General features: G+C 62.1%; 26 protein-coding genes. 16 read left to right on the top strand and 10 right to left on the bottom strand.

Annotated features, from left to right (window positions below):
* Window positions 1–69 precede the first annotated feature (69 nt).
* From AC1DD5_RS15780 to AC1DD5_RS15765, 4 genes are read left to right on the top strand one after another with little or no spacing between them, the layout of a single operon-like run.
* On the top strand, window positions 70–642 hold the full coding sequence (locus AC1DD5_RS15780; protein ID WP_477522087.1) for a hypothetical protein: 573 nt from the start codon (window positions 70–72) through the stop codon (window positions 640–642).
* Window positions 639–1,331: a DUF4386 domain-containing protein gene (locus tag AC1DD5_RS15775; protein WP_477522086.1), complete on the top strand. Its 693-nt coding sequence runs from the start codon at window positions 639–641 to the stop codon at window positions 1,329–1,331. The genes AC1DD5_RS15780 and AC1DD5_RS15775 overlap by 4 nt, the downstream gene beginning before the upstream one ends.
* A 60-nt stretch (window positions 1,332–1,391) precedes the next feature.
* Window positions 1,392–1,802 (top strand): DUF1801 domain-containing protein, encoded by a 411-nt coding sequence (locus AC1DD5_RS15770; RefSeq protein ID WP_477522085.1) that lies wholly within the window; start codon window positions 1,392–1,394, stop codon window positions 1,800–1,802.
* Window positions 1,803–1,804: 2 nt separating this feature from the next.
* Window positions 1,805–2,194: a hypothetical protein gene (locus tag AC1DD5_RS15765; protein WP_477522084.1), complete on the top strand. Its 390-nt coding sequence runs from the start codon at window positions 1,805–1,807 to the stop codon at window positions 2,192–2,194.
* Here AC1DD5_RS15765 and AC1DD5_RS15760 read toward each other — a convergent pair.
* The 3 genes from AC1DD5_RS15760 to AC1DD5_RS15750 all read right to left on the bottom strand — a co-directional run bounded on the left by AC1DD5_RS15760 (window position 2,166) and on the right by AC1DD5_RS15750 (window position 4,218).
* Window positions 2,166–2,798, bottom strand: coding sequence for a dihydrofolate reductase family protein (locus AC1DD5_RS15760; RefSeq protein WP_477522083.1), 633 nt, complete (start codon window positions 2,796–2,798; stop codon window positions 2,166–2,168). The two genes, AC1DD5_RS15765 and AC1DD5_RS15760, sit on opposite strands and share 29 nt — an antisense overlap.
* A gap of 68 nt (window positions 2,799–2,866) precedes the next feature.
* The gene (locus tag AC1DD5_RS15755) at window positions 2,867–3,748 is read right to left on the bottom strand and encodes an SDR family oxidoreductase (protein ID WP_477522082.1); all 882 of its coding nucleotides are present in this window, start codon (window positions 3,746–3,748) and stop codon (window positions 2,867–2,869) included.
* Window positions 3,745–4,218, bottom strand: coding sequence for a nuclear transport factor 2 family protein (locus AC1DD5_RS15750; protein WP_477522081.1), 474 nt, complete (start codon window positions 4,216–4,218; stop codon window positions 3,745–3,747). The genes AC1DD5_RS15755 and AC1DD5_RS15750 overlap by 4 nt, the downstream gene beginning before the upstream one ends.
* Before the next feature lie 99 nt (window positions 4,219–4,317).
* Here AC1DD5_RS15750 and AC1DD5_RS15745 point away from each other — a divergent pair, with 99 nt between their 5' ends.
* The 6 genes from AC1DD5_RS15745 (at window position 4,318) to AC1DD5_RS15720 (ending at window position 9,512) form a co-directional block, all read left to right on the top strand.
* On the top strand, window positions 4,318–4,980 hold the full coding sequence (locus AC1DD5_RS15745; protein ID WP_442015542.1) for a TetR/AcrR family transcriptional regulator: 663 nt from the start codon (window positions 4,318–4,320) through the stop codon (window positions 4,978–4,980).
* Between the two features lie 80 nt (window positions 4,981–5,060).
* Window positions 5,061–5,480: an alternative ribosome rescue aminoacyl-tRNA hydrolase ArfB gene (gene arfB, locus AC1DD5_RS15740; RefSeq protein ID WP_442015907.1), complete on the top strand. Its 420-nt coding sequence runs from the start codon at window positions 5,061–5,063 to the stop codon at window positions 5,478–5,480.
* A gap of 118 nt (window positions 5,481–5,598) precedes the next feature.
* Window positions 5,599–6,000: a RidA family protein gene (locus AC1DD5_RS15735; protein WP_442006561.1), complete on the top strand. Its 402-nt coding sequence runs from the start codon at window positions 5,599–5,601 to the stop codon at window positions 5,998–6,000.
* 36 nt (window positions 6,001–6,036) lie between these two features.
* Window positions 6,037–6,936, top strand: a complete 900-nt coding sequence (locus AC1DD5_RS15730; RefSeq protein WP_442015543.1) for an EamA family transporter — start codon at window positions 6,037–6,039, stop codon at window positions 6,934–6,936.
* A 121-nt stretch (window positions 6,937–7,057) separates the two neighbouring features.
* Window positions 7,058–8,104, top strand: coding sequence for a homoserine dehydrogenase (locus AC1DD5_RS15725; RefSeq protein ID WP_442015544.1), 1,047 nt, complete (start codon window positions 7,058–7,060; stop codon window positions 8,102–8,104).
* Window positions 8,097–9,512, top strand: coding sequence for an aldehyde dehydrogenase family protein (locus AC1DD5_RS15720; RefSeq protein WP_477522080.1), 1,416 nt, complete (start codon window positions 8,097–8,099; stop codon window positions 9,510–9,512). The genes AC1DD5_RS15725 and AC1DD5_RS15720 overlap by 8 nt, the downstream gene beginning before the upstream one ends.
* Before the next feature lie 124 nt (window positions 9,513–9,636).
* Here the strand turns inward: AC1DD5_RS15720 and AC1DD5_RS15715 are convergent, their stop codons facing one another.
* Window positions 9,637–10,092 carry an Lrp/AsnC family transcriptional regulator gene (locus tag AC1DD5_RS15715; RefSeq protein ID WP_477522079.1) on the bottom strand — a complete coding sequence of 152 codons (456 nt, stop codon included), beginning with the start codon at window positions 10,090–10,092 and terminating at the stop codon, window positions 9,637–9,639.
* Window positions 10,093–10,271: 179 nt separating this feature from the next.
* Here AC1DD5_RS15715 and AC1DD5_RS15710 point away from each other — a divergent pair, with 179 nt between their 5' ends.
* From AC1DD5_RS15710 to AC1DD5_RS15700, 3 genes are read left to right on the top strand one after another with little or no spacing between them, the layout of a single operon-like run.
* A complete protein-coding gene (locus AC1DD5_RS15710) occupies window positions 10,272–10,874 on the top strand; it encodes a helix-turn-helix domain-containing protein (protein WP_442015546.1) in 603 nt (200 codons plus the stop codon).
* A complete protein-coding gene (locus AC1DD5_RS15705) occupies window positions 10,867–11,598 on the top strand; it encodes a B3/B4 domain-containing protein (RefSeq protein ID WP_477522078.1) in 732 nt (243 codons plus the stop codon). The genes AC1DD5_RS15710 and AC1DD5_RS15705 overlap by 8 nt, the downstream gene beginning before the upstream one ends.
* Window positions 11,599–11,644: 46 nt before the next feature.
* Window positions 11,645–12,862, top strand: a complete 1,218-nt coding sequence (locus AC1DD5_RS15700; RefSeq protein ID WP_477522077.1) for a trans-sulfuration enzyme family protein — start codon at window positions 11,645–11,647, stop codon at window positions 12,860–12,862.
* Between the two features lie 8 nt (window positions 12,863–12,870).
* On the opposite strand, the gene AC1DD5_RS15695 is transcribed toward AC1DD5_RS15700, so the two are convergent.
* Entirely contained in the window at window positions 12,871–14,106 is a 1,236-nt protein-coding gene (locus AC1DD5_RS15695; RefSeq protein WP_477522076.1) for an MFS transporter, read from the bottom strand.
* Window positions 14,103–14,993: a dihydrodipicolinate synthase family protein gene (locus AC1DD5_RS15690; protein WP_477522075.1), complete on the bottom strand. Its 891-nt coding sequence runs from the start codon at window positions 14,991–14,993 to the stop codon at window positions 14,103–14,105. Before AC1DD5_RS15690 ends, AC1DD5_RS15695 begins: the two co-directional genes overlap by 4 nt.
* A 124-nt stretch (window positions 14,994–15,117) precedes the next feature.
* On the opposite strand from AC1DD5_RS15690, the gene pdxR reads away from it, so the two are divergent.
* A complete protein-coding gene (pdxR, locus tag AC1DD5_RS15685; protein ID WP_477522074.1) occupies window positions 15,118–16,515 on the top strand; it encodes a MocR-like pyridoxine biosynthesis transcription factor PdxR in 1,398 nt (465 codons plus the stop codon).
* 58 nt (window positions 16,516–16,573) lie between these two features.
* Here the strand turns inward: pdxR and AC1DD5_RS15680 are convergent, their stop codons facing one another.
* Window positions 16,574–18,322 carry a pyruvate dehydrogenase gene (locus AC1DD5_RS15680; RefSeq protein WP_477522073.1) on the bottom strand — a complete coding sequence of 583 codons (1,749 nt, stop codon included), beginning with the start codon at window positions 18,320–18,322 and terminating at the stop codon, window positions 16,574–16,576.
* 130 nt (window positions 18,323–18,452) lie between these two features.
* Between AC1DD5_RS15680 and ligD the strand changes: the two genes are divergently transcribed.
* Window positions 18,453–19,697, top strand: coding sequence for a non-homologous end-joining DNA ligase (gene ligD / locus AC1DD5_RS15675; protein ID WP_477522072.1), 1,245 nt, complete (start codon window positions 18,453–18,455; stop codon window positions 19,695–19,697).
* Here the strand turns inward: ligD and AC1DD5_RS15670 are convergent, their stop codons facing one another.
* The 3 genes from AC1DD5_RS15670 to AC1DD5_RS15660 form a co-directional block, all read right to left on the bottom strand.
* On the bottom strand, window positions 19,698–20,309 hold the full coding sequence (locus AC1DD5_RS15670; protein WP_477522071.1) for a dihydrofolate reductase family protein: 612 nt from the start codon (window positions 20,307–20,309) through the stop codon (window positions 19,698–19,700). It lies immediately after the preceding gene.
* A gap of 112 nt (window positions 20,310–20,421) precedes the next feature.
* The gene (locus AC1DD5_RS15665; protein ID WP_477522070.1) at window positions 20,422–22,137 is read right to left on the bottom strand and encodes a thiamine pyrophosphate-binding protein; all 1,716 of its coding nucleotides are present in this window, start codon (window positions 22,135–22,137) and stop codon (window positions 20,422–20,424) included.
* Window positions 22,134–22,946, bottom strand: a complete 813-nt coding sequence (locus AC1DD5_RS15660; RefSeq protein ID WP_477522069.1) for a cyclase family protein — start codon at window positions 22,944–22,946, stop codon at window positions 22,134–22,136. Before AC1DD5_RS15660 ends, AC1DD5_RS15665 begins: the two co-directional genes overlap by 4 nt.
* Window positions 22,947–23,287: 341 nt before the next feature.
* On the opposite strand from AC1DD5_RS15660, the gene AC1DD5_RS15655 reads away from it, so the two are divergent.
* On the top strand, window positions 23,288–24,616 hold the full coding sequence (locus AC1DD5_RS15655; protein ID WP_477522068.1) for an MFS transporter: 1,329 nt from the start codon (window positions 23,288–23,290) through the stop codon (window positions 24,614–24,616).
* The last annotated feature ends 25 nt before the right edge of the window (window positions 24,617–24,641 follow it).

Below are 24,641 nucleotides of genomic sequence, written 5' to 3'. Positions count from 1 at the left end.
ATTGCGTACATCGTACACTAAGCGTAACGTACAACGTACACAACCACTTAATTACCCGGGAGATTCACCTTGTCAATCCTTCGCTGGATACCTTCATTCCTTGGATTTCCCTTGGGCGGCTGGTTGGCCTTCATGCTGGTCGGCTCAGCGGCCAACCCACCCACTGCCAGCGCGGCGGGTGCTATAGCCGGTGCACTACTCGGCGCGGCCCAGTACCTGGCCTTGCGCCCCGCTGTTAGTTGGCGGTGGATGGCCGCTAGCACCGTTGGGATGAGCGTCGGCAGTGCACTCGCCGCCATCGCCACGGGATCGTCGACGTCGTTGGGCGCCTTGGCCTTGACCGGCTTCATTGCGGGGGCTGCCGTGGGAATCGCTCAAGGCCTCGTGTTTCGCCGAGGCTTGCGTGTCGCCGCTTTATGGGCGGTGACCGCAAGTGCAACGTGGGGGCTTGGCTGGGTGGTCACTGCCAATGTCATAGTCGACGCCGACCGTGGTTACGTCGTATTCGGGACCAGTGGTGCACTTGTGGTCACTGTCGCTGCGGGCCTGGTACTCCGTCGTATCCTAGGACGCCGAACCAGTCCATCTGCTCCTCTGGCCGCAAGTGCCGGCGTGGGGCCAGTCGCACGGACCCAGTCGTGAACACCTCCGTCGCTGCCGGCGTGCTCCTGATGGTCATGCCCGTGGCCTTCAACGCCGCATTCGCAGGACTGGCCGCCAAGTTCGATTACCCGGACATCCTCCGCAGGCCATCGCACGAAATTCTGCAGCGCTTCCGCGATGGCGGGCCAGGGCTTGTGCTGCTCTGGTGGTCTTTCGCAATGACGGCCGTGTTGCTGGCGCCGGCGTCCATCGTGCTTTCCAGTGCGCTGGAAGGTGCGGATTCCACGCTGCTGGCGCTTGGGTCAGCGGCGGGAGTGCTGGCCGCCGTCGTGCAGTTCCTCGGACTCATCCGGTGGCCGTTCCTGGTGCCCTATCTTGCGCGGATGGCGAGCGATCCCAAGGCTACGCAAGCCCGCATGGAAGCAGTCGACATCGTGTTCCAGTCCTTCAATCGCTATCTTGGCGTAGCCGTCGGCGAGCATCTGGGTTACCTCTTCAGTGGCGCGTGGAGCATTTTGGCTGGTGTGGCAATGATGCAAAGCACCGCTGTTCCGGGCTGGCTGGGGACGGTGGGAATTGTTGTAGGCGGTGTGCTGGCTCTGTGCTCTTTGGAATTTGTCGGCCCCTTCGAACCCGAGGGGTTCAGGCTAGCCGCGGTATTGACTCCCGTGACCTACATTGTGTGGTCAGTGTGGCTGGTGGCAGTAGGGGTGTTCCTGCTGCTCTGACTAACAGCCGGGCCGCAATCGGTCTGGACAAGCCGTGGGGTGTGATGCCCTAATAACGTCATGGGGAACTACGCGCGCCATCCCGGAGTCGATAGTTACATGGACGCCCTCCCGGACTGGCAAAAAGCAGTTTGTGAGGAACTGCGGGACGTGATCCACAAGGCCGAACCGGACATCGTGGAGACGATCAAGAGACGGGTTCAGCCGTACTTTGTCCTGGAGGGAAACGTTTGTGCGATGCTCGCGGCCAAGAACCACGTCAACCTCTTTCTCTATGATGGCGCTATTGTTCCTGACCCTGCCGGGATCATTACAGCCGGGCACGATAACAAGACTGGCCGAATGATCAGCTTTTACGTCGATGACGAAGTACCTACGAAGCCCCTGATTGAGATGCTGCGACAGATTGCCGCCAACAATCGCGCAGGTGGGTGGCGGAAGATCAAAAACGACAGGAAGTTTGGGGACTGACGATGACGTTGAAAGAAACGATTGCCCGCCTCCGGGCCGCCCACCTCATGGTCCGCGACGCCAAGGAGTGGGACGAGCTGTCCATGAACCTGTGGGCGGCCTACGACGCGAACGACGAAGAACTCATTGAGCAGTTGCGGTCACCGTTCCTGCAGTCCTGGCGGACCGTCACGCGTTACGTGCTCCGTGACACGTTCGACGCAGCAGGCATCACGGTCGGCGAGCCAACGCATCCATGGGGAATTGCGACGCTTTCCGCGAAAGGAACCAGCTGCGAGCCACTCCTCTGCCGCACTGAAGGATTCCAACTAATCACGTTTGCCGAAATACTGTCCAGCTATTCGGATTCGCTGGAGCCGTTGTTCACGGCTGCCGGACAGGGGGACCGCTGATCAGCGTAGGTATGTACTCCAGCAGCTGTAGTTGACCATCGAAAGTCCTGCTGTTCACCATTTCAAGGGATACGTCGGGATACCCGTCATAAATCCGCTCCCTGCCGGTGCGGCCTGTGATCACGGGGAAAACAACAATCCTGTAGCGGTCCACGAGTCCGGCCGTCAACAAGGAGCGACAGAGGCTGAGGCTTCCCAGAGTGGTCAGGGCGCCGGTCCGGGTCCGCTTCAGCTCCTTGACAGCTTCCACCGCATCACCGCCCACCAGTTCAGAATTCGGCCAGGCCAGCGGTTCCTGAAGAGTGGACGAGAAGATGATCTTTGGCACGGCCGCCAGGCCGGTCAATGCCGCTCCCTCTTCCTCGGAGAAGCCGGAGTCTTCGCCCGCGGCCTGCTCTGACATGCTTGACATCACCCGGTAGGTGTTGGCCCCCATAAGAGTGGTGAACTCCTTCTTCCCTTCCTCCTCGAGCCAGGCAAGGTATTCCGGGGATTCCAGTCCCCACCAACCGGGCCAGCCCTCGGCGGAGGCATACCCATCCAGGGAAATGATCAAGTCCACCGTCAACTGCGCTGATGTCGCTTCTGTAGTTGGCTCGCCCATGTCTGCTCCTCACGAGATTTCGGGTTGTGCCTAGCATTGTCCTCCCGAAGGACGGTTTGCACCACGACTCACGTGCTCCTGATCTGGTCCAAACTCTCAAGCAGTCCGATCACCGGAATTTCAGGGAAGGCGGCGCGTTCTACCGCTGGATTGAAGGACGCCTCGCCCGATTCCATCCACAGGGCCGCCCTCGCCATCCGGGCCATAAACGGCGAAATCGGACGTGCGACGGCGGCCATCACCCGTAAGGCTGCCACTGGTATCCGCTGGATCGAACCCTTTCCGGCGTCCGCGAGGATAGCTTCCGCGAGCGTGTTGAAGGAGTGCGTTTCGGACCCCCACTCAACGGTCCTTCCATGCAAGGAAGGGCCGGAAAGAGCCAACAAAACAGCGGCTGCAGCGTCCGGCGTCGACGTAAATGTCACTGGTGCCCGTCCCGAACCGTAGACAAGCACCCTGCCCTTCGTGTGAAGGGGCTGGCTCATTGAATCGAGGAACTGCTCGAGGTTTGCTCCCATTCGGATCACTGACCACGCCATGCCCGAGGCCTTCAGCGCCTCCTCCGCTGCGTATTTCATGCGCAGGAAATCCAGAGGGGCATCCGGAGCTGCCCCATGCATCGACATCATGACCACATGCTCCACGCCCGCCCGGGATGCGGCATCGATGAGCCGCAGTGCGCCGTCGCGGTCCACACTGCGCGGGCTGCCGCCCCTTTTCAGCCCAAAGCCGGACGCCGCGAACACCACCTGGCTGCACCCGGCAACGGCCCGCCCGCAGTCCGCGCTTGAGGCGAGGGTCCCGCGGACAAGCTCGACGCCGTCCACAGACTTTCCTGGGAACGGCTGGGATTCGCCCCTGGCCATGACGCGCACGGAAGCCCCGCGCCCAACCAGCTCCCCTGTAAGGCGTGAACCCAGGCGGCCTGTGCCGCCTACTACGAGGATCATGACCCCTGCGATGTCGGAAGTACGGCCCCAGCCAGAAGACCCGCGCCCGCAGTGGCCTGGACGGCGTCGTCGATGTCACCTGAAGTACGTTCCACAGGTTCGAGATAGAAACGCACGGAGGCGATTCGCTCCTGGCGCACTGTAAAGATCGCGACGCCGGCAAGGTCCACCGGCGTGGCATCGCGCCTGGTGCCCCGGGCGCCCCATTCCACCCAAATGGTTCCGTGCTTGCCTTCTGCGGCGTCGGCGATTGCCGGTGTGAGATCGGGGATGCCAGCAAAAAGGCTGGTCCAGTTGGCGCGGACCTGGGCGCTGCCGGTGAAATTCCGTTCGGGATGAATCGGCGTGATGTTGACGTAGTCGTCGGCGAATTCGGCGACCAAAGCGTCAAGGTCGTGGCGTCCGGAAGCTGCGAACATCCGGCGAACGGGTCCTTCCGGAAGGCGCTCAAGTCCCTCCACGGTTGCCATGGTGACTCCTTGGTGCCCCGCAATTTTCCCCTCACGGGCGGGCAGGGCTGGTATCTTGAATTCAATACAGTTCTCTGTATTGATTGGAGTCTAGAAGTCATGGCAACCGGAATCAAGAGTCCCGGCGGAACATCCGGGACTCAACGCAGCTACGATGCAAGCCGTCGCCGCCAAGCAGCCGAGGCATCCCGGCTCACTATCCTCGCGCGCGCCCGGGAACTGTTTCTCTTGCAGGGCTTCGGCGCAACCACCATCGCCGAAATTGCCGGTGCGTCCGGGGTGTCGACGGAGTCCATCTACAAGAACTTCGGCGGCAAAGCCGGCCTCGTCCGGGCCCTCCACGAGCAGAGCCTCCTCGGCAAGGGCGGCGCGCCTGCCGAACAGCGCTCAGACCTCGCACAAGTAAGGGCAGATGACCCGCGGGAACTGATGGAGCAGTTCGGCCGGTTCACTGCAGAAGTCAGTCCACTTTCGACGCCGATCATCCTGCTCATCCGCGACGCCGCCGCAACAGGGGATGCCGACATGGCCAACCTCCTGAAGGACGTCGACGACGCCCGCCATCGCAGGATGCTGCACAACGCGCGCCAGCTGACTGCCCGCGGACTGCTTCGTCCGGGCTTGTCCCCGGAAGAGGCCGCCGACATCATGTTCGCGTGCACCACCCCCGAACTGTTCGAGAGCCTCGTCCTGAAACGAGGGTGGAGCGCAGAGCGGTACGGCCGGTTTGTCGCCTCAACGCTGACTGCAAATCTGCTCTGACAGGCAAACCTACTCTGATGCGTCATGCCGAAGCGCCGCTCCGCTGGGAAGACCCACCCCTGACGTGCAACGCTTGTTCCATGGACCTGGAAATCTCGCCTTCCCTCACGATTCCGGCCTCGGAACTGGGCTGGCGGTTCTCGCGTTCATCAGGACCGGGCGGTCAACACGTCAACACGACCGACAGCAGGGCTGAGCTTTCCTGGAACGTAGCCATATCGGAAGCGTTGACAGAAAGCCAAAGGGAGATCCTGCTGCGTCGACTGGAGAAGCGACTCGTCGACGGAGTCATCACTGTTACAGCCTCCGAGCAGCGCTCGCAGTTACGCAACCGCGAGAGCGCCCTGGCCAAGCTCGCTGACATTGTGGTGGCCGGCCTTGCCCCAAGGACTGTGCGCAGGGCAACGAAACCCACACGCGGGTCTGCCCAGCGGCATCGCGCGGCAAAAGTACAGAGGGCGGCAACCAAACAGCAACGACGGCGGCCCTCGCCTGAGTGACGAGCACTGGAATGACGAGTGCCTGAGTGACGCGCGCGACTGTGTGATGAAGCCGGTCCAGCCCGGGCGCTTGGGCTCACCTCTTTTGGCAATTGGTCGGGGATGGCAGCATACAGTCATGTCATCCATCCAGCGCATCAGGCCCGAGGGGCTTGTCTCCAGCCCCGCATTCAGCCACGTAGCCATCGTGCCTCCAAACGCCACCACCATCTACGTCGGCGGCCAGAACTCGGTCGACAGTGGCGGTTCGCTTATCGGCGAAGGTGATGTTGGAGTGCAATCTGCCCGCGCCTTGGCGAACGCAAAGACCGCGCTGGCGGCTGCCGGGGCAACCCTCAGCGATGTTGTGCAGTGGACGGTTCTCTTCGTGGACGGTGCCGACCTCGCGGCAGGGTATGGGGCCATCGCGGCAGACCTCGCCGCCGACGAGCCGCCCCTAGTGACAGCAGCGTTTGTGTCCCGTTTGGGCGTTCCCGGGGCGCTGGTGGAGATCAGTGCGGTAGCCGCCGTCGAGCGGTAAGAACAAGACTGCACTCAAAGTGCAGTATTATGCCTTATGACCACAATCAAAGGCCGAATCCCCCCGTGGCTCCTGACCGTCGCAGCAATGTTCTCCATCCAGCTCGGCTCCGCCCTCTCACTGGGGTTGATGCCAACGTTGGGTCCCCTCGGGACAGCATGGCTGCGCCTGAGTATGGGAGCCCTCATCCTGCTGGCACTGGCCCGTCCACCCCTGAAGACCCTGCGACTTCGTGACGCTCCGGTGGTTGTTGGCCTCGGCGTCGCCACCGCAGTAATGTCGGTGACGTTTCTTGTCGCCATGGAACGCATTCCCATGGGAACAGCGGTTGCCATTGAATTCCTCGGACCGCTTACGGTTGCTGCCTTGCGGGGTCACGGGGTCCGTTCCTTGATCCTGCCGGCAACGGCACTGGCAGGCGTCGTGCTGCTCACCGAACCGTGGGCTGGCCACGTGGACCTGCTCGGAGTCGGTTTTGCGGTGATGGGCGCCGTGGGGTGGGCCATCTACATCCTTTTGACCCAGCGGGTGGGTGATCGCTTCAATGGAATCGGAGCCCTCGCGCTGACCATTCCGATTGCAGCTGTAGCCGCGGCACCGTTTGGACTGCCGCAAGCCATAGGCCACATCACGTGGGAAACCGTGGCCGTTGCCGCCGCCTTGGCAGTGCTGATACCGGTTCTGCCCTACATTCTGGAAATGTTTGCCCTCCGCCGCATGACACACACAGCATTCGGGACTCTTCTGGCTATGGAACCAGCCATCGGCGTACTGCTCGGCGCGATCGTCCTGCGTCAGTTGCCATCGATGCTGCAACTCGCAGGTCTCTTGCTCGTCATTGTCGCCGGTGCTGCGGCGCAGCGCGGCGGGCGGCGGCAACAGCAACCCGTCGTACCGGCTCCTCTTCCAAAGAGGGGACGTACCGCGGGCGTTTGAGCATGGTTGGCAGCTTTTTTGGGCGTTTCGTCATCCTTGGCGGGCGATTCGCTTCTAGGGAACTGACACTCCTGGAACCGAGGCTTAAAGGACAGCACCACCGCCCTACCAAGGAGATCACGTGACTACCTACAATCTGGCCCTCATCGGCTTCGGAGGCGTCAACCGCGCTTTGGCCGAACTCATCCGTGACGAACCCCAGCGATTTGCCTCACTCGGATTCGAGCTTCGCGTCGTGGCCATCACCGATCTTGCCTTCGGCTCGCTCGTCCAAGGAGACGGGATCGACCTTACGGCCGTGCTCGCGATGCCCCGCGGAGCCTCGTTCGAGGGACTGCCAGGTGGCAGCCCGGATCCCCGCAACGAAGACGTCATCAAAAACAGCCCGGCCCACATCGTCGTTGAGGCTACCTTCACCAGTCCGATCGACGGCGAACCGGCAGTTTCGCACGTCAAATGGGCCATCGAGTCCGGCAAGCATGTGGTGACCACCAACAAGGGTCCTGTGGCGTTGCGCGGCCGGGAACTGGGCCAGCTTGCAGCAAGCAATGGTGTCCGTTTCGAATACGAGGGCTCAGTCATGAGCGGCACGCCCGTCATTCGACTCGCACACAAAATGCTGGGCGGCCTCGAATTGAACTCCGTTCAAGGCATCCTGAACGGAACCAGCAATTACGTCCTGGGTCGGATGGAGGCCGGGCTGGGCCTGGACGAAGCCATTGCCGAAGCCCAGGAGCGCGGATACGCCGAAGCGGACCCCACTGCAGACATCGGCGGCTCGGATGTCCGGTTGAAGGTCGCCATCCTGGCCAACGAGCTGCTCGGCGCCACCATCCACCCCAATGACGTGGAAACCACCGGTATTCAGGACATCAAGGGTGATGACGTCGCCCAAGCCCTGGCCAATGGCCTCCGCTGGAAGCTCATCGGCGAAGCCCGCCGCGAGAGCGATGGCAGCATCGTTGCTACTGTCCAGCCCATCGCCCTCCCGGCAGACCACCCGCTGGCTGGGATTTCCGGTGCCACCAACGCCGTATCCTTCAGCACGGATTTGCTGGGGGCCGTCACGGTATCGGGTCCTGGAGCTGGCCGCGTGGAAACTGCTTATGCCCTCATCTCCGACATCATCGCCGTCGACGAATTCGCCAAAGGAGCGGTCCGTGCCTGAAACAGCCATTGCCCACTCCACAACGGCTGCCGCTATCACTGATCTGGTGGTGTACGACAAGTTTGACGGTTCCGTGCTGGCGACCCTTCCCCAGTGCACGGAGGCAGACGTACGCGTGGAGCTCATCCGTGCCGCTGCGTCCGCTCCGGCAGCGGCGGCTATGCCCCGTCATGAGCGCGGCCGAATTCTGGACGCCGCTGCAGACCTGCTCCAGCAACGGGCGCAGAAAGTGGCTGGGCTAATCGTCGCCGAGGCCGGGAAGACCATCACGCAGGCACTCAAAGAGGTCTCCCGTGCGGTCAACACGCTCAAGCTGTCGGCAGCGGAAACCCGCCGTAACGTTGGCGAAGTAGTTCCCTTCGACTCCTTCGCCGGCTCCGAAAACCGCCAGGGATGGTTCACCCGTGAGCCGTTGGGGCTTATCGCTGCCATCACCCCTTACAACGACGCCCTGAACCTGGTGGCGCACAAGCTCGGGCCGGCGATTGCCGGAGGAAACACCGTCATCCTCAAGCCATCCCAGCTGACACCCCTGACGGCCATTCTCCTCGTGGACCTGTTGCGCGAGGCAGGCCTGCCGGCGGAGTTCGTCACTGTTGTCCTGGGCGATCGCGCCATCGCGCAAACCATCATCTCGTCCAAACTGGTTCGAATGGTCTCCTTCACGGGCGGCTTTTCCACGGGCCGGGCCATCGCAGCCAACGCCGGAATAAAGCGCCTGTCCATGGAACTTGGCGGCAACGCGCCCGTCATCGTGTTCGACGACGCCGACATTCCTGCCGCCGTCGAGGCCAGTGTTTCCGGTTCCTTCTGGGCCGCTGGACAGAACTGCATCGGCGCCCAGCGGATCCTCGTCCAGCGGTCAGTCTTCGAGACCTTCCTTCACGCCTTTGTTGCCCAAACGGCCGCCCTGACTGCAGGCGATCCCCGCAGCGAGCAGACCGACGTCGGACCCATGATCAGCGCCGCGTCTGCCGCTGAAGCGAAGCGTAAGATCGACGAGGCAGTGTCGGCTGGTGCGCGACTGCTCACCGGTGGCGCCTTGGATGGCGCGCTCCTGACGCCTGCTGTCCTGACCGGAGTCCCGCGCAACTGCGAGGCATGGAGCGAAGAATTGTTCGCACCCGTGGTCCTGGTGGAACCGTTCGACTCCGCCGAGGAAGCCATCGAACTGGCCAACGACAGCGAATACGCCTTGCAGGCCGGGGTTTTCACCAAGGACCTGGCCCGTGCGCTGGCCACCGCCAAGGCAATCGACGCAGGCGGCGTGATGATCAATGATTCCTCTGACTACCGGCTCGATGCAATGCCTTTTGGCGGCTCGAAATACGGCAGCATGGGCCGGGAAGGCGTCCGCTTCGCCTACGAGGAAATGACGCAGCCCAAGGTCATAGCGATCACTTCATGATGATCGTCTGACGCTACCGTCAATCAATCAGGCTGTGCCGATCCGGCGTTGCGTAACCACCTTGGTTCCGCAGCGCCGGAACCATTTAAGCCCAGCATGGTTCACGCCGTCTCAGCACGCTGCCTTAACGAGGCGCCTGCCTGTCGATGACTGTGGAGAGGGACAAGGCGGTGGTGATGTCGCGGACTCCAGGAAACTCTGAGACCTGCCTCCAGATTTCCTGGATGCGTGCGGCGTCCGGGGCCTCAACCCTGACCACGATATCCAGTTCGCCGCTGACAACATCGCAAGTTGCGATTTCAGGAATTGCCTTGAGCCCGGCAATCACGTCCCCGCCCCGCATCCTGTCATGCCGTTGGATCAGAAGCACGGCATTGACCGTTGGCGTGCCTTCTCCGGCCGATTCCTTGATGGTGTACCCGTGGATATACCCGTCCCGTTCAAGCCGCTCAATCCGTTGCCGTACCGCGTTGCGGGAGAGCAGCACCTTCTCCCCCAGCTGGGCAAGGCTGATACGGGCATTGCTCCGCAGCTCGGCCAGAATCTGCGCGTCTATCTCGTCACGTGGACTCTTCGGCACGGACGCTCCTGTCTGAGGGATGTGAACATGTGTTTGGGCGTCCTTCGATGCAGGAATGCCGCCGCGGCAAGCGTGTCCAGCAAATTGGCCGGTACAAACATATCCCATTGGTGTATTGCTTCTTGGACTGGTTGGCAGGGATATTGCCCACTGCACTCTAAGTGCATTATGCTGCATTGATGGAAGAAAACATCGCATCGCTCGCCTCAGCTATTGGCGGACGGGTTAAACAGGAGCGCCAGGCACGTCACTGGACCCTGGATCAACTGGCCGAAGCTGCCGGCGTCAGCCGACGCATGCTCATCAATGTGGAACAAGCAACCATGAACCCCAGCGTCGGCACTCTTCTGAGGATCAGCGCCGCGCTCGGTGTAGGTCTGCCGGACCTGGTCCAGTCCCCCGAGCCCAAGGGAGTCAAGGTGACACGAAAGGGTGAAGGTGCCCTGCTGTGGAGCAGTGAAGCAGGCGGACGCGGAGTACTCGTTGCGGGAACGGAACCGCCGGAAGTGATGGAACTCTGGGATTGGACCCTCGCCCCTGGAGACCAGCACGTCAGTGAGCCTCATACGCCTGGTACCAAGGAACTCCTGCAGGTTCTGCAAGGCACCGTTACCGTCGTCGCCGCAGAGCAGACGGTGGTCCTTGAGGCGGGCGACTCGCTGTCTTTCCCGGGAGACGTAGCCCATTCCTACGGCAACAACGGCCCGGACGCAGCAAGGTTCTCACTCGCTGTTTTTGAACGTGGAGTGGGATCGGCGCATCGAGAGGCGAACAATGCTTAGGGTTGAATACCTCCAGGAAATTCTCCACGCCGCCCACGTTGAACCTGCCGTCTTCGAACTGCAACCGGACTACAAAGCCCTCTTAATCGCCGTCGATGGTCTCGTGCCGGGTCCCAGCGATGATGCCAGCGATGCCCTGTTGCATCAGGCGGAGGCGGCAGCCCGGACGGCGCTCAGAGAGCAGAAGGTCGAGCACCTCCCGCATGTTGCCGCGTGGCGGAAGGCCTACCAATCCTTCGGAGCAAAGCCCAACCGCACCCGCAACAGCCTTGAAGCACTGCTTCGACGGGCTGATGCCGGCCTGCCCAGGGTCAACAGGCTCACGGACCTCTACAACGCGGTATCGGTACTGCACCAGATTCCGCTCGGCGGCGAAGACCTTTCCAGTTACAGTGGGGCGCCGCGGCTGATCCGTGCAACGGGCCAGGAGCCCTTCGACACGGTTGCCAGCGGCGAGCCCATTGTCGAACACCCCGATGAAGGGGAAGTTGTATGGTGCGACGTCGACGGCGTCACTTGCCGTCGCTGGAATTGGCGCCAGGGCCGCCGCACGCAACTGCGGGACGATACAACCTCGGCGTTGTTCATTCTTGATGCCCTCGCACCCGTGACCACCGAGGATCTCCTTGCCGCCGGCGAGGACCTCACCACGCACCTGCGCCTCCTGGGAGCTGAGGTCGTAACCGCCCAGCGGCTGATTGACGCCAGCACACTCGGGCACTGACCTCTGTTGCTTCAACCACGCCACAGCTTCATCCAAAGGAACCAAAATGAACCGAGCTCCCGACAAACACAACCGCGCCTCCGTCCATGACTCCACCTGGGCCGTCCACGGCGGAAACAGCATCGACAAAGGAACCGGTGCGCTCCGGACTCCCTTGGTCATGGCCAACTCCTATCTCCTTCCGGAGGACCCGTCGGACATGGACTGGTCCAGCGTTGACGATGGGTTGGTCTACACAAGGAACGCCGGGGCCAACCAGGTGGCCCTCGAGACAAAGCTGGCCGCAATGGAAGGTGCCGAAGCAGCAGCCGCCTTTGCAACTGGTGTCGCAGCCCTCCACGGAGTGTTCTTCGCCCTCCTGAAATCGGGTGATCACGTGGTGGTTTCCAACGTGACCTACGAGGCCGTTTACCGCCTGTTCGGTGAGCTTCTTCCGCAAAAGTACGGCATTGAGGCCACTTTCGTGGATGCGGATGACCTTGAGGCAGTAAGGGCGGCCATTCGTCCGGGCACAAAGCTGATCCACGCCGAAACCATCGCCAACCCAACAACGAAGGTTGCTAATGTGGCGGAGCTTGCCCGCATAGCCAAAGACGCCGGCGTCCTGCTGACGGTCGACGCCACGTTCACGCCGGCACCGTTCTACCGCGCCCTCGACGACGGCGCGGACCTGGTCATCCACTCGCTGACCAAGTACATCAACGGCCACGGTGACGCCATGGGTGGAGTCGTCGTCGGGCGCCGTGAGCTCGTCCAGCACATCAGGCACGATGCGATCGTGGACGCTGGCGGCGTTATTTCGCCCTTCAACGCGTGGATGATCATGCGCGGCTCCGTCACCTTGCCGCTGCGCATCAAGCAGCAATTCTCCAGTGCTGAAAAGGTGGCCGCCGTCCTGGAATCCGAACCACGGATCGCTTATGTCCTCTACCCTGGCCTGGCGTCCCATCCGCAGCATGAACTCGCCGGCAAACAGTTCGGAGGCCGGGGTTATGGCGGCGTCATGGCCTTCGCCGTTGAGGGGGACTCACGCACCCAGAACACCTTTGTGAAAAACCTGCAGGTCATCACTTCGGCAGTCTCGCTGGGCCACGATGAAACGCTGATCGTCCACGTTGGCCCGGACGCACGCGGTGGCTCGGAAAACTACCCGGAGTCATTCCACAAATACGGACACCTGCGCGTGTCCATCGGCCTTGAGGACCCGGAAGACCTTATTGACGACATCCTCAACGCCTTGGACAAAACGTTCGGGAAGCAGTAGCCCAATCGTCAGGCGTTTCCTGCGGTTGGGGAACGCTCACGACGGCGGTCAACCAGGGAAGCGCTCACAGCCACAGCAATAAGGGCGGACGCCAAAAGCAACGGCAGATGTGTCATTGGAACAACCAAGGCCCCTGCCAACGCTGTACCGGCAGAACCTGCAGTGATCTTCAAGGCTCCGATCCACACGAAGACCTGACCTCGCGCGCCAGCTGGTGCATATTCGCTGCGCGCGGCCAATGTTGCGGCGAAAAAGCAGGAGTTGAGCACCCCAGCGAGGGAGTAGACCACTGCTGCTACCGGGAACATCCCGGCGAAGGCTGCCCCACACAGCGCAACTCCAACAGCAGCGCCCAGCCAGGTCATGAGGTGGTCCGCGTCGCTTCGCAACGGACGGATCATGACACCGGCGGATCCTAGAAGCCCGCCAAGACCATATGCGGCCGTCAGGATCCCTGCCGCAGCTGGCCCGACTCCCAGTTCTGCAGTCGAAGCCACTGCGGTGATAGGCAACGCGGCGACGGACAAGGCGACGATGACGGTCATGTAGAGAGTGCGGCGCAAAGGCCCGGTAGATAGCATCATCAGCAACGTGCGTCCGGGGCGCGGTACCTCCGACGGAACCGACACTCGAGGAGAAGTGGGCAAAAGCCTGACGAGGGCGGCAGCGACAAACGTTAATCCGGCAAGAATCAATGCCGCCAGTGCCGGATTCGCCCAAGCCGAAACAGCTGCGACCAAAGAGGGACCAATGGTTCCGCTGATGCCATACGTTGCTACGTCCCATCCATGGGCGCGTCGCTGGCTGGTTCTGCTGCCGCCAGCGATCGCCGAGAGCCTGCTGCTAATACCGCCTGTCAGTAGTGGACCGACCAATCCGGACGCAATGAGCAGTAGAGCCGGGACGATTGGAGGAGTCAGCGGGTACAGCAGGACAGCGGCGGCCAGGGTAACTCCGTGCATGAGGCACGCCCAGGCGATCACCGTCCTGCCGTCCTGGGCAGTATCGAGAGTTCTGGCAACGAACGGACCGAAGAGGTGGGGAGCGGTGATGCAGGCACCCAGTATTCCGGCCAGCCAACCCGGTGCCCCGCTGGTTGTCACCAACAGGACAATGGCTACAACGGCTCCCCCATCGGCGCTGCGGGCCAGGGTGGCTGCAACGACATAGCGGGCCAACCCACCCGGCGATGTCTGCTCACCCGTAGTTGCGCTGCTGGTTTTGCGCCCGTCGATGAGGCTCATGTCCCCTCCAATCCACACTGGCGGATGGCAGCGGCAACTCTGTTGCGTCCTTCGGGATCCAGGCCACGCAGCGGCAAGGGCAAGGCTGAGGATGGAATGAGCCCCAGGTCTTCGGCCAGTGCCGCGGTGACACGGAGGCTCCCGTAGGTTCGGAACAGGGACCAGAGGGGCTCCAGCGCCGCGGAGGCTGCCATCGCATCGTGGCGCCGACCAGCCAACGCGTGATCGACTATTTCCCGGGCCTGGCGGGGAAGGATCCCGCCGATCACCGAGTACCAGAGGTCGCAGTCAGCAAGCAGTGCTTCGGCAGCAACCCAGTCTCCGCTGATACCCACAAATGTTTGCCCGGGCAAAGCTGCGCGGAGCTTGCCGAGCCTGGTGGCGATGTCGGGTGCAGCTGGCGGCGGAATCTTGATGGATGCGATTCCCGGGATACGGGCGATCCGGGCGTGCAGCTCGTCGGTGAAGGTAAAGCCCGTTGTGCCGGGGTTGTCATACACGACGATCGGAAGGTCTGACTCCGACGCAACGTCCTCATACAGCCCGAAAACCTCCGCTTCCGACAGCCGTTGATAGGACACCGGGGCCAAGAGCAATGCCGAGGCGCCAGCGGTATGTGCATCGCCGGCAAGCGTGAGGACGTCCCGGGTACGCACTGCCCCGACACCGGCCAAAACTGGCACGCCACCCGAAGCTTCTACGGAGGTTTCAAGGACCATGCGGCGTTCTTCACGGGAGAGATAAGCGTAGTTTCCAGTCGAGCCAAGAACACCGAGTGAATCCACACCGGACTGCGCCGCGCGGGCCACCAGCCGGGCAACGGTGTCCAGATCGACACTTTCACCGCTCATGGGTGTCAGGGGGAATGCGCTGAGGCCTTTGAACACTGGAGTCCTGCTTTCTTGTGGCTGTGGCCGGGCGCGAACACAGCAAATGGGTGACTACGCGTCTCATGCTGCCAAAGGTCTTGGTCCTACACTAGATCCAAGAAAGAACAACTCTGGAGGTCCAATGAGCGAATCGGAAATACCCATCGAGCTCGACAGGAAGAGTCCGGCCTCCCTGTCCGCCCAGGTTGCAAGCCAGCTCCGGACCGCCATCCTCGGCGGAGTCCTCCAGCCTGAGCACACGCTCCCCGCCACCCGTCGTCTGGCCAAGGACTTAGGGATATCCCGTGGTGTGGTGGTGCGGGCCTTCGAGCAACTCTCCGGGGAAGGGTTCCTGGAAAGCAGCGGTACTGGCGGGACCAAAGTAGCGGTCCGGCCGGACATCCAACAGCGCCCCAACGAAGCGAAGGCGCAGAGCAGCAGCCCTGCCATCGCCGACGTGATTGACCTGACACCCGGCCGTCCCTCCGGATCGCCGTTCCAGGACAGGGAGTGGCGCAACGCCTGGAAAAGGGCCTTGGCGGAGCAAGGAAACACGCATCTGCCGCCAGCCCTTGGAACGTTGGATCTTCGGGAAGCCGTGGCCGGTCACCTGGCGGTGTCGAGGGGTCTGGCGGTAGGCCCGGAGGACGTCATCATTACGGCCGGCACCAGTGATGCACTGCACTTGATAGTGGCCATGCTTCGCGGCAAGAGGAACAATCCGCGCATCCTGGTTGAGGACCCGGGCTACCCCACAGCCCGGCGGGTCATGAGCGCGGCCGGTGCCCAACTTCAGCTGCTTACCGTGGACGAAGACGGTCTGAAGAGCTCCCAGCTCGCCGGCCTCGATGTCATCCCCGACGCCGTCCTCATTACCCCCAGCCACCAGTACCCTCTTGGCGGCAGGATGGCAGTCCAGGAACGGCTAGGCCTGCTGAAGTGGGCGGATCGCCATGGCGTGCTGGTGCTGGAGGACGATTACGACAGCGAATTCCGCCACAGCAGAATGCCCCTGCCGGCCGTCGCATCCTTGCCCGCAGCTGCCGACGTCGTACTTCTCGGAACGTTCTCAAAGAACCTGAGTCCTTGGCTGCGCTGCGGATACCTGGTGGTCCGGGGCGATGCCGGGCAACGCCTCAAGGCCGTACGTGAAGCCTTGGATACTCCGGTGGCCGGGATCCTGCAGTCGGCCCTCGCCTATTACCTTCAGGGCGGAGGCCTTTCCCGGCACATTGCCCGCGCCCGGAGGGAATATTCGCACCGCCGTTCCCTGCTCATTGAGCGCTTAGGCGCGCGGACAGATGTGGAGCTTGCAGGCCTCGACGGTGGATTGCATGCAGTGATCCGCTTCGAACAGCCTGACGCGGCGGACGTGGCCGCGAAGGCGCTGGAACGGGGTGTGCGGGTCATCCCCTTGGCCGGATATTACGCCGAGCGGCCACCGGTGAACGGGTTGGTCATCGGGTATGGTGCAGTGTCCGACCTCCAGTTGTCCAAAGCCCTCACCATCCTTGGAGTCCTACTCGACGAGCATCCGTAAGCCAGGGGATTTGTTGCCTCCGTCATCGGCCTGAAGCTGCTGCCGCCAAAGACTCCTTTCAGCGCCGGGGAATATTGCGCAGGTTGCTCCGGGCCATGCTCACAGCTTCACCGGCTCCGCGGTTCAAGACCACTTTGGACATTGCCGTTGCGAAACCGATGACTTGTTGCCCGGAAATCTTTGGCGGGATGGACAGCGCATTGGGATCAGTAATGAGCTCCACCAGCGAGGGACCCGGGTGGGCGAACGCCTCCCGATACGCTTCCTCGATATTCGCCGGATCTGTCACCCGGACAGCATGGAAGCCCAAGGCCTTCGCGACGGCGGCGTAGTTGGCGTCCGGCACATCAACGCCAAAATCGGGCAGCCCGTCCACCAACATTTCCAGCTTGACCATGCCCAGCGTTGAGTTGTTGAAGACCACGACGTTTACCGGCAGTTGATGTGCGGCCACGGTAATGAGCTCACCCAGCAGCATGGACAAGCCCCCGTCGCCGGAGACAGAAACCACCTGGCGCCCGGGATAGGCAACCTGTGCACCGATCGCGTGCGGAAGGGCGTTGGCCATGGACCCGTGGAGGAAGGAACCGATCAGCCGGCGCGTGCCCAGCGGGTTGATATAGCGAGCCGTCCAGACGTTGCACATTCCGGTATCGGCAGTGAAGATGGCATCGTCCGCTGCCACTTGGTCCAGCAGGGAAGCAGCATACTCAGGATGAATGGGCTGTTTCTTTTCGACCTTCCTTGTGTACGCGCCCACTGCTTTGTTCATCAGGCGGTCGTGCTTCTTCAGCATCTGGTCCAGGAAGCGGCGGTTCTTCTTTGGATTCACCAAAGGCAGAAGGGCGGTCAGAGTAGGAAGGACATCTCCATGAACAGCAATGTCGACGTCGGTCCTCCTCCCCAGCCGCTGCGCCGCGCGGTCAACCTGTGCCGTCCGTGTGTCCGGCAGGAATTGGTCGTAGGGAAAATCGGTACCCAGGAGGATCAGCAGATCAGCGTCCTCGATGCCCTCCGCCGCCGCACCGTAGCCGAGAAGACCGGTCATACCGATGTCGAACGGGTTGTCGTACTGGACGAAGTCCTTGCCGCGCAGTGAGTGGCCAATCGGAGCGTTGACCAACTCCGCCAAAGCAATGAGTTCGTCGTGGGCTCCCTGGACACCCGCCCCCGCGAAAATGGCGACCTTACCGGCGTCGTTGATGGCGTCAGCCAGTTCCTGAACGCTCGACTGGTCCGGGACCAGGCTCGCTGGCCGGAAGATGGCGGGCAACGGCGTCGGCGCGGTGGCCTCAAGTCCGGCGATATCGCCCGGAAGAGTCACGACGGCGACTCCCCCAAGGGCTACAGCGTTCTGGATAGCGCTGTGCATCACGCGGGGCGCCTGCTCGGCGGTGCTGATCAGTTCCGAATAGACCGAGCATTCAGTGAAGATCCGGTCGGGATGGGTTTCCTGGAAGAATCCGCTGCCGATCTGCTTGCTGGGGATGTGCGAAGCGATGGCAAGGACCGGCGCCCCAGTGCGGTTGGCGTCGTAGAGTCCGTTGATCAAATGGAGGTTGCCAGGGCCACAAGAGCCGGCACAGACAGCAAGCATCCCCGTGAGTTGTGCCTCGGCGGCCGCGGCAAAAGCTGCCGCCTCCTCGTGGCGGACATGGATCCAGTCGATACCGCCTTTGGCCGAACCTCCCGTTTGACGCACAGCGTCCACTATCGGATTGAGGCTGTCTCCGACGATTCCATAAATACGCTGCACGCCGGCAGCCTGGAGTTGTTCGATGAGCTGGGTAGCAAGTTCCTTCGCCATGTGTGCAGACTCCCGCGATTGTGGTGGTGGGCTGACATGGTCAATATAGTCGCCCTTGCCCTTGGTCTAGCTGTGACGGTCTGGCTGTGATGGTCTAGCTGGGGCCGCCGATCGTTGCTAGCGTGGCGGCATGAACCCGTCGAAGACTCCGGCAGAGATTCTGGACATAGGCGACGCCGAAGTTCGCGTCTCCAATCCGGACAAGGTGGTTTTCCCCGAACCCGGACTGACCAAGCTGGATTTGGTCCGCTACTACCTTTCAGTTGCGGAGGGTGCGCTGCGGGGCGCCGGTGGCCGCCCCATGGTGCTCAAGCGCTTCCCCAAGGGCATCGACGCTGAGCCGTTCTTTCAGAAACGCGTTCCCGAAAATCATCCGGAGTTCATTGATACGGCAACTCTGCACTACTCATCGGGGACGTCGGCTGAAGAAACTGTCATCCGGGACGCAGCCGGTCTGGCGTGGGTGGTTAATCTTGGCTGCCTCGACCTCAACCCCCACCCCGTACGTGCCGAAGATCTTGACCATCCGGATGAACTCCGAATCGACCTCGATCCCATGCCCGGTGTGGATTGGTCGCAGATCGTCGACGTCGCGTATGTGGCGCGCGAGGTGCTTGACGACGTTGGGCTGGTGGGTTGGCCTAAGACGAGCGGCTCCCGCGGACTCCACATTTTGGTGCGGATCGCCCCGGAATGGTCTTATAGCGAGCTGCGGCTCGCCGCCGAGACCCTTGCCCGCGAAGTGGAGAACCGCGCGCCCGGGCTTGCCACGGCGCGGTGGTGGAAGGAAGAACGCGGCGAGAGCGTCTTCGTCGACTTCAACCAGAATGCGAAGGACCGGACTGTTGCCTCGGCATATTCGATCAGACCCAGGCCTGATGCCCGGGTCTCCACTCCCCTGACGTGGGATGAGGTCACGTCCACGAGGCCCGAACAATTCACCGTCCGCTCAGTGCCCGAGCGCTTCGCGGACCTGGGCGATCCCCACGCTGGCATCGATGACGCCGTGGGTTCTCTTGAGGGTCTGCTGGCCTTGGCCAAAGAACTTGGTCCCGCCGAAAAGGCACCTCGAGCCGGCGACGGGTCAGGCCGCCGGGTCTCAACGATGCCACTCATTGAGGTGGCCCGCACCAAGACAAAGCCCGAAGCGGCGGCCGCCCTCGATGAATGGAAGGCCCGGCACACTGACGTGGTCCCGGAACTGCACCCGGCGGATGTACTCATCGATGGGATGCGCGGATCGAGTTCGCTCTGGTACAGGGTCCGGGTGAACCTGCAGCACATCCCCGAAGCCATGCGCCCGCCCCAGGAGGATCTCATCGCCGACTACGACCCCTGGGCCGGCAAGGAATGGCCCGGTCGTCCAGGATCCTGACTACCCTTCCCCGATGTCAATGCCTGTAACCGGCATACCCGCGCGCTCGTAGGCAAGGGCCACGGTGCCCGTCGGGAACCCCTGCGGTGGTTGCGCGAACCGGAACGCTGCCGGCACACCGGCGCCGTCAGGGAACAACTTCTTTCCGGCTCCAAGCGTGATGGGGTAGAGGAAGAGGTTCAGTCGATCAACGACGTCGGCCTTCAGCAAGGAGCGCACGAGCTCGCCGCTGCCTATGACATGGATATCCTCGAACCGATCTTTCAGGGCAGCCACTTCCGCCACCCCGGACAACGCCGTCGTGCCCGCCCATCCAGGGTCCGTCAGCGAGCGGGAGACGACGAACTTGGGCAGTGCGTTGAACGTATCAGCGATCGGGTCATCGGCCCGGTTGGGCCAGTATCCCGCGAAGATGTCGTAGGTTTTGCGCCCCAAGAGCAGCGCATCCATGCGGTTGATTCCCTCGACGATCACCCGCCCGGTCTCTTCATCGGAATAAGCCGCCTGCCAGCCGCCGAACTCGAAGCCACCCTCACGGTCCTCATCAGGGCCACCCGGGCCTTGATACACGCCATCAAGGGTGATGAAAAGATCGACCGAGAGGATTCCCATCATGTACTCCTTCGCATGAGAGGCAACCGGATGCTGCCTCGAACCGTAGGCCGATCGGGTGGCCCGGGATCGACATCACTGCGAGCCAGACTAGCGACTCCGCCGTTTAGCCTCAATGGCCTTTAAAGGCCTCGGCCAGCCACCACGCGCCGCCGTCGGAAGCGATCCGGGCGTCAATGACCAGCGGCATATTCCTAGGACCCGCAACCCACTCCTCCACGGGGGCCAGATCCGCGACGCACCGGACTGTTACGGTGGCAGCACCGTAGCCTGCGGCGATGGAGGCGATATCTGTCGTGGGGAATCGAACCACTTCCAGGTCTTCATCATCTGCATCGAAGTGATGGACCTCGGCGCCGTACGCGGAATCGTTGTAGACAATCACCGCCATGGGAATCCGCTCACGGACCAGCGTCTCCAATTCCGAAATGGCCATGAGGAAGCCACCATCGCCGGTGCCCAAGACCGGAACGCGTTCCGGTTGGGCTTTCGCCGCGCCGATCGCAGTGGACAACCCCAGCCCAATCGACTGAAAAGCCTGGGTGAGGCAAAAGCCATACTCATCAGGAACGGACAGATAGGCGCTCGGATACCCCATGAAATTGCCGGAATCAACGGAAACAATGCGATTGTCGGGCAGGATCCGATCCAGCTCGCGGCTCAGCACGCGGGGATCGATGGTCCCCGCAGTGGACAGGTCTTCCGTGTCCACCGAGCTCCAGCGCGCATGGAGGGCTATCCGGTCAGCCATCTGTGGCGTACGCAGGCCAACCGACTGGTGTCCGGCAGAACGCAGTTCATTGAGCACAGCAACGGCTGTCTCGCCGCAATCCCCCAGTACCCCCAGGTCGATGGGCCGGTTTGCCCCCAAAGCCGAGTCCTCAAGGTCCACTTGGACCACTTTTGTTGCCGGGCCGATGAGCGAACCATGGCGCATCGTCCACATGTTCAGTGCACAGCCCCAACCGACGATCAAGTCAGCTTCGCGCACAGTGTCCGCGGTGAACGGCGAGGAGAATCCACCGGAAATCCCCAGGTTGAATGGGTCGCCGTTGAAGAGTCCATGAGCGACGGCGGAGGTCGCCAGGAGCGCGCCAGCGGTTTCGGCGAGCGCCGCGATTTCCGGCCCTGCTTCGCGGCCTCCACGGCCGGCCACAAATACGGGCTTCTTCGCGTCTTGGATGAGCTCTGCCAGCTTGGTGACTGCCGCCGCTGATGGCCTGATCCGCTGGCGGGGTTCCAAAGGCTCCAAGAGGCCGACTTCTGCCGGTGCCTCTGCACTTTGGACGTCTGTCGGCAGGGAAAGGACCACCGTCCGGCGTTCGTTAACTGCCGTGCGGTAGGCGCGGAGGGTGTCTGCTACTGCGCTTTGCGGTGAGTGGACCCGTTCAGCCACTGCACCGACGCTTCGGACAAGTGCATCCTGATCGATGGTGAAGTTGGACCTGACGGCCGATGCAGGTGTGTCCGCGGTTAGGACGATCATGGGGGTGCGGCTCTTCGCTGCCTCGCCGATTCCTGTTACCGCATTGGTCAGCCCGCAACCCTGATGCGTAGTGACGACTCCGACCTTGCCCGACATCCTCCCGTAGGCATCAGCCATGGTGGCTGCGCCGCCTTCGTGCCTTGCTGCGGTATAGGGAACTCCTGCCCGGCGCAGTGCGTTTGTCACGACGAAATTTCCGCTGCCCACTACTCCGAAGACGTGGCCGATGCCGAGCCGGGCAAGGGTGTTCCCCACGAGTTCGGCAACATTGTCAGAGCGGGATGCGGGGGCCAGTGCGGTGGAGTCCTCCTTGAGTACCGGGCCGCTGGTGGTGACGGTCATCGTGTTTCTCCTTCTTTGAGCGCGAACACGCGAGCTGGGCTCCCGGTTCCGCCAACGATTGGCAAGGGCGCAACGATGAGGGCTGCTCCGGTTGGGGGCAGTTGGTCCAGGTTTTGCAATGAGGTGATTCCGTACTTGTCGTTCCCCAGCAGGAAGTGATGGGCCGGAAATGGAGGTTCCTGTCCACCGGCGGCCCCGGCATCGATACCAACGGTTTCCACGCCAATGCCGGACAATGCAGACTCCTCGGCAATCCATCGGGCGCATTCGACCGTGAGCCCGGGAGAATGTGGGCCGTGCTCGTCCTTGTTCAGGAATCGTTGTCGGTCTTGGGAGCGCTTGTCCCACCCCGTTCGAATGAGGAGCCAGCCGCCATCGGGCAGTGCTCCGTAGGTTTCCTCCCATCGGAGGATGTGGTGACGGTCGAGGAGAAAGTCCGGGTCCGCAGTAGCCTCCTCGGTCGCGTCAAGAACGATGGCCGGGCCAACGAGCCGGGCGGGTTCGATCTGGGCGACGTCTTTGCCGTCACGCCCGGTGATCCAGTGCACTGGCGCGTCAAGGTGGGTGCCAATGTGTTCGCCGGTGTGGATGTTGTGATGCTTCCAGAAGGGTCCGGGGCTGTTGTAGGCGGAGACCTCCTCGAGGCTGAAGTCAATGAGGTTGGCGAAGGGCTCCGGCAGTTCCAGAGTTGGAGTGTTGATCGAGAGCCTGGTGGTCAGGTCAATGACATCAATTCGGCCGGTGGCGAGGCCGGTAAGCATCTGGCCTACGCTGCCCTGGCGCACGTCAATATTGCTGCTGGTATCCATGAGAGTTCCTTGGGGATGGGTTCGCCGTCGATGAGGGCGTTGGGGGTCCCGTGGCGGTGCGCAACAGGACTTGTGGCTGCGACATTAGCAGCACATTCATACGCACCGGAACAGCCTTTTTGTGCAAATCGCAGGGGTTACCCGGAAAGGCATAGCCCCTGGCAAAACCGGCATTCGACGTTCCCCTGAGCCCGGGGGAAACTGAAATCAGCAGCTGTAACGCCCATCACAATTGACCGTTTCGATCATGAAGCGGACAACCTGATCCGCAGAGTTCCGGCCAGGGCGATACGTCGAATTGGCCGGACGATTGCCAGAGTTTTCGCACTAAAGGAGCAACAATGTCCCATCAACAGCACACCATGCCGGGACAACGTCCCGGAGTACGTCGGTACGTTGTTGCCTCGCTCGTGGGCAATGCGCTGGAGTGGTATGACTTCTTCCTCTACGCCACTGCATCGGCAGTCGTCTTTGGTCGGTTGTTTTTCCCCTCCAACGTCGACCCCCTGGTTGGTACCATGGCCGCCTTCGCCGGTTTCGCCGTCGGGTTCGCAGCCCGTCCACTGGGCGGAATCATTTTCGGTCACATCGGAGACAGGCTGGGGCGCAAGCGCGCATTGGTCATGACGCTATCCATCATGGGAATCAGCACAGCTCTCATGGGCTTGCTGCCCACTTATGCGCAAGTAGGGCTGTGGGCCCCTGCCTTGTTGATCCTGCTCAGGGTCATCCAGGGCATCGCGGCCGGTGGTGAATGGGGCGGAGGCGTCCTGCTGATCAGCGAGAACTCCTCCACTACCCGCAGGGGCATGCTCTCCGCCTTCAGCCAGGGAGGAATTTCGCTCGGTTTTGTGTTGTCCTCCTTGGTCTTCTTTGTGGTCCAGTTGATGCCGGACGCCCAGTTCCTGGCGTGGGGCTGGCGCGTCCCGTTCCTCCTGAGCGTGGTGCTGCTGGCAGTAGGTGCCTACATCCGCTTCCGGCTACCGGAAAGCAAGGAGTTCACCGCCGCCAGCCACAGCAAGCAACACCGCCTCCCCGTACTTGCAGCCATCAAAACCCACCCCCGCGAAATCCTCGTCGCCATGGGACTTCGTGTGGCCGAGAACGGCGGCTCGTACATTTTCCTCTCCTTCTCCATTGCCTATGGAGTTCACGTGGGCGTGGACAAGGGCCTGCTGCTGATGGCAGTGGCAGTATCCATGCTTGTCTCGTTTGGCACCTACATCTTCTTCGGCCATCTCTCAGACAGGATTGGACGGCGTCCTGTCTACGCCCTTGGTGCAGTTGGCATGGGCGCCATGGCTTTCCCGTTCTTTTCCATGATTGATTCCAACACTCCCGCCATCGTCATCCTGGCCTTCCTCCTGGGCAATGGCCTCTGCCACGGCGCAATGATTGGAACGCAGCCGGCATTCTTCCACGAACTGTTCAACGCCGAGGTTCGTTATTCCGCGATGGCGATCGCCCACGAGCTCGCAGCGGTCTTTGCCGGCGGATTCGCCCCGTTGATCGCCACAGCCTTGCTTCTGCAATACGGTTCCTCCATCCCGGTATCCCTTTATGTGATTGGCCTGGTCCTGGTCACGCTCGTAGCACTGGCTTTCTCCCGCCATGGCATCAAAGCCGACCAAAAGGAAAAGGCCGGCCACGAGGCAGAAGTTCTCTCGTAGGCACCCAAAAGTTCTTCTGCTCTCC

This window comes from Paenarthrobacter sp. 10L420 (assembly GCF_056395385.1).
This window is presented reverse-complemented; position numbering and strand designations above follow the sequence as displayed.

Coding starts and splice junctions, on each gene's coding strand:
- AC1DD5_RS15735 (WP_442006561.1), top strand. CDS start 5,599: ATGTCATCCATCCAGCGCATCAGGCCCGAGGGGCTTGTCTCCAGCCCC.
- AC1DD5_RS15765 (WP_477522084.1), top strand. CDS start 1,805: ATGACGTTGAAAGAAACGATTGCCCGCCTCCGGGCCGCCCACCTCATG.
- AC1DD5_RS15680 (WP_477522073.1), bottom strand. CDS start 18,322: ATGGCGAAGGAACTTGCTACCCAGCTCATCGAACAACTCCAGGCTGCC.
- AC1DD5_RS15705 (WP_477522078.1), top strand. CDS start 10,867: ATGCTTAGGGTTGAATACCTCCAGGAAATTCTCCACGCCGCCCACGTT.
- AC1DD5_RS15755 (WP_477522082.1), bottom strand. CDS start 3,748: ATGATCCTCGTAGTAGGCGGCACAGGCCGCCTGGGTTCACGCCTTACA.
- AC1DD5_RS15710 (WP_442015546.1), top strand. CDS start 10,272: ATGGAAGAAAACATCGCATCGCTCGCCTCAGCTATTGGCGGACGGGTT.
- AC1DD5_RS15730 (WP_442015543.1), top strand. CDS start 6,037: ATGACCACAATCAAAGGCCGAATCCCCCCGTGGCTCCTGACCGTCGCA.
- AC1DD5_RS15695 (WP_477522076.1), bottom strand. CDS start 14,106: ATGAGCCTCATCGACGGGCGCAAAACCAGCAGCGCAACTACGGGTGAG.
- AC1DD5_RS15655 (WP_477522068.1), top strand. CDS start 23,288: ATGTCCCATCAACAGCACACCATGCCGGGACAACGTCCCGGAGTACGT.
- ligD (WP_477522072.1), top strand. CDS start 18,453: ATGAACCCGTCGAAGACTCCGGCAGAGATTCTGGACATAGGCGACGCC.
- arfB (WP_442015907.1), top strand. CDS start 5,061: ATGGACCTGGAAATCTCGCCTTCCCTCACGATTCCGGCCTCGGAACTG.
- AC1DD5_RS15700 (WP_477522077.1), top strand. CDS start 11,645: ATGAACCGAGCTCCCGACAAACACAACCGCGCCTCCGTCCATGACTCC.
- AC1DD5_RS15770 (WP_477522085.1), top strand. CDS start 1,392: ATGGGGAACTACGCGCGCCATCCCGGAGTCGATAGTTACATGGACGCC.
- AC1DD5_RS15750 (WP_477522081.1), bottom strand. CDS start 4,218: ATGGCAACCGTGGAGGGACTTGAGCGCCTTCCGGAAGGACCCGTTCGC.
- AC1DD5_RS15745 (WP_442015542.1), top strand. CDS start 4,318: ATGGCAACCGGAATCAAGAGTCCCGGCGGAACATCCGGGACTCAACGC.
- AC1DD5_RS15760 (WP_477522083.1), bottom strand. CDS start 2,798: ATGGGCGAGCCAACTACAGAAGCGACATCAGCGCAGTTGACGGTGGAC.
- pdxR (WP_477522074.1), top strand. CDS start 15,118: ATGAGCGAATCGGAAATACCCATCGAGCTCGACAGGAAGAGTCCGGCC.
- AC1DD5_RS15665 (WP_477522070.1), bottom strand. CDS start 22,137: ATGACCGTCACCACCAGCGGCCCGGTACTCAAGGAGGACTCCACCGCA.
- AC1DD5_RS15670 (WP_477522071.1), bottom strand. CDS start 20,309: ATGGGAATCCTCTCGGTCGATCTTTTCATCACCCTTGATGGCGTGTAT.
- AC1DD5_RS15660 (WP_477522069.1), bottom strand. CDS start 22,946: ATGGATACCAGCAGCAATATTGACGTGCGCCAGGGCAGCGTAGGCCAG.